The organism is Xanthomonas sp. SHU 166, assembly GCF_000364685.1.
GTDB lineage: Bacteria > Pseudomonadota > Gammaproteobacteria > Xanthomonadales > Xanthomonadaceae > Xanthomonas_A > Xanthomonas_A sontii.
Genome location: NZ_AQOJ01000035.1, coordinates 1 through 2302 on the forward strand (window position 1 = coordinate 1; position 2302 = coordinate 2302).

The 2302-nt window shown below is 65.1% G+C and carries 2 protein-coding genes; both read right to left on the minus strand.

Annotation, left to right across the window (positions count from 1 at the left end; translation table 11 throughout):
• Window positions 1-1484, minus strand: a 1484-nt coding sequence (locus D180_RS01690; protein ID WP_043090297.1) for a HAMP domain-containing protein, incomplete at its 3' end; no start/stop codon positions are given.
• A 637-nt stretch (window positions 1485-2121) separates the two neighbouring features.
• Window positions 2122-2302 (minus strand): hypothetical protein (locus D180_RS01695; RefSeq protein WP_043090296.1); only part of this gene is annotated, 181 nt, incomplete at its 5' end.

The following is a 2302-nucleotide window of genomic DNA, read 5'->3' on the forward strand; positions in this document are numbered from 1 at the left end:
CCGGCCAGATGCTTGATCTCGCTGTTCATCGCGGTCAGGTTGTGCTTGACCGTGTCCATCGTTTCGGTCAGCACCGCTTTTTCGCCGGGCAGCCGATCCATATCCTCGGACAGGTCGCCGATGGCATAGCGACCCATGATCTGCGCCAGGCGCATCTTGACCGCGATATGCGAGGCGGCCAGGGCGTTGCTGTCGTGGACCATGCGCCCGTAGTCGCCGGGGAAGGCCGCTTCGTCCATGCGGTAGCTGATCTCGCCGGCGTCGTGGCGCTGGGCCATCTCCTTCTGCGCGTCGAGCACCGCGCGCAGCTGCTGCTGCATGCGCTGCAGCGATCCCAGCAATTGCCCCAGCTCGTCGTTGCGCGCGTATTGGATGCGGCTGTCCAGGCGGCCGGCAGCGACCGCGCTGGAGACTTCCACCGCGCTGGCAAGCGGCTTGACCACCAGCCGGCGCAGCAGCAGATAAAGGCCGCCGCTGAGCAGCAGCGCCGCGCACAGGCCGACTGCGGCGATGGTCCACAGCAGGTTGCGCGCCTGCGCCATCAACACCGCCTTCGGCACCGCGACACCCAGTGCGAAATGCTCCTGCGCCTGGCCGATCTGCAAGGGCACGTAGATCTCGACATCGGTATCGCCGGTCTTCGCATCGACGGTCTCGCGGTCGACGGTCTCGCCCTTGGCGATCTGGGCGAGCAAGGCATGGCTCGCGGCGTCATCGAGCCTCTTGCCGACCAGTGCAGGGTCGCGGTCGGCGATGATCGCGCCGCCAGGCGAAAGCAGCCGTACGTGTCCGACGCCGAGCGGGTGCAATTTCGACAGGCGTTCCTGCAACTTGGCGAGGCCGATGTCGGTATTCATCACCGCAAGCAGCTTGCCGTTCTCGATCACCGGGGTGCTCAATGTCGTAATGAGGACCTTGCTGCCGCCGATATCGTAGTAATACGGTTCGATCAGCGCCTGCCTGCGCTCCTTGCTCGGGCGCAGGTACCAGTCGCCAGCGCCCGGGGTGGCGTAGTCGAGCTGTGGCTGGCGGATCAGCTTGTCGCCTTGCCAGGCCCAATAGACCATGTAACGGCCGCTGGCGTCATGCCCCTCGCTGCCCGCGTACTGCGCGTCCTTTCCATCGAATGCCTGCGGTTCCCACATCGTCCCCATGGCGGTCCAATCGGGATGTTGCTGCAGTTCCCTGCGCATGATCTCGCTGGCGTTCGCGCGCGCATTGCCGTCCTGGGTGCGCTGTACCAGCATGGCGTTCGCCAGTGCCTGGTTGGCGGAAAACGCGGTGTTCATGTCGCCTGCGATGCGCTTGGCTTCCAGGTAGGCGGCGTTGGTCATGCCGGCCTTGGCCGAGGTCAGCAGCGCTTGGCTGCTTTTTGCGTAGATCAGCAGCGCGGTGATGCCGAAGCACAGGGCCGCGATTGCAGAGACACCAATCATCAGGCGGGTGACGACGCTGCTGGTGCGATGGGGACGGGGCATAGTCATGTCTTTCCTCAGGTCAATGTGAGATGGGGAGGGGCATGTATGGGCGGGTGGTCATGTGCCATACGTAACGTGAATGCGACTTTGGTTTTGCGTTTATCGGCAACGAATCACATAACTTGATCTTTTTTTGCGCGCAGCTTGCCCGGCGCACGCCGAGATCGGTTGGCATGCAAGGGAGAGGCGGATGGCGCGAGCCGCATGTCCCGCTCCAGGACGGGAAGGCGTACAGCGCCCAGGCCGTCGATTCGGTCGGCAGCCGGGACGCGGGAACGCGGATGCTCGGAACCGGCTGGTGGGGACGTCGGCGGGACGAGGAAGCGCTTGCCCCTGGCGGAGAAGCGTCAGAAGCGTCTTTCCGAACGTAGTCGGCGGGTTCCTTGCCGGACGCTCCGGGTGTTTGACGCAGTGCGGCCCTACGCGCCATGTCGGTGCAATGACCGCTTGCCGTTGAGTGACGGCGCTTGGGCGCTCTTCAGCACGATCCAGGCTTGAACACTGGAGTGGAGGGGCATGTGCCTGCGAAGTCGGCAGGCATCGGGGCGTTCTGCGAAGGAGAGCGCCGAACTGCAAAGAGGCAAAGACGGTGCGGCAAGACGATACGGTGGCCACGCCGTTGTCGGCGTGGCCACCCGGCCGATCAGAACTCTTGCCAGTCGGTGTTGGCGCCGACGGCGACAACGGCACGCTTGGGTGCGGTGCGTGCGCCTTGTGCGACGGGTTTGACCGGCGCCTTGGCCGGTCGCTTGGTGCCGGCAGTGACGAGCGCGGCCGGTGGTGCGGAACTGCGCGGTGCCGTCGGCGCCTGCTGGTCGATCTTG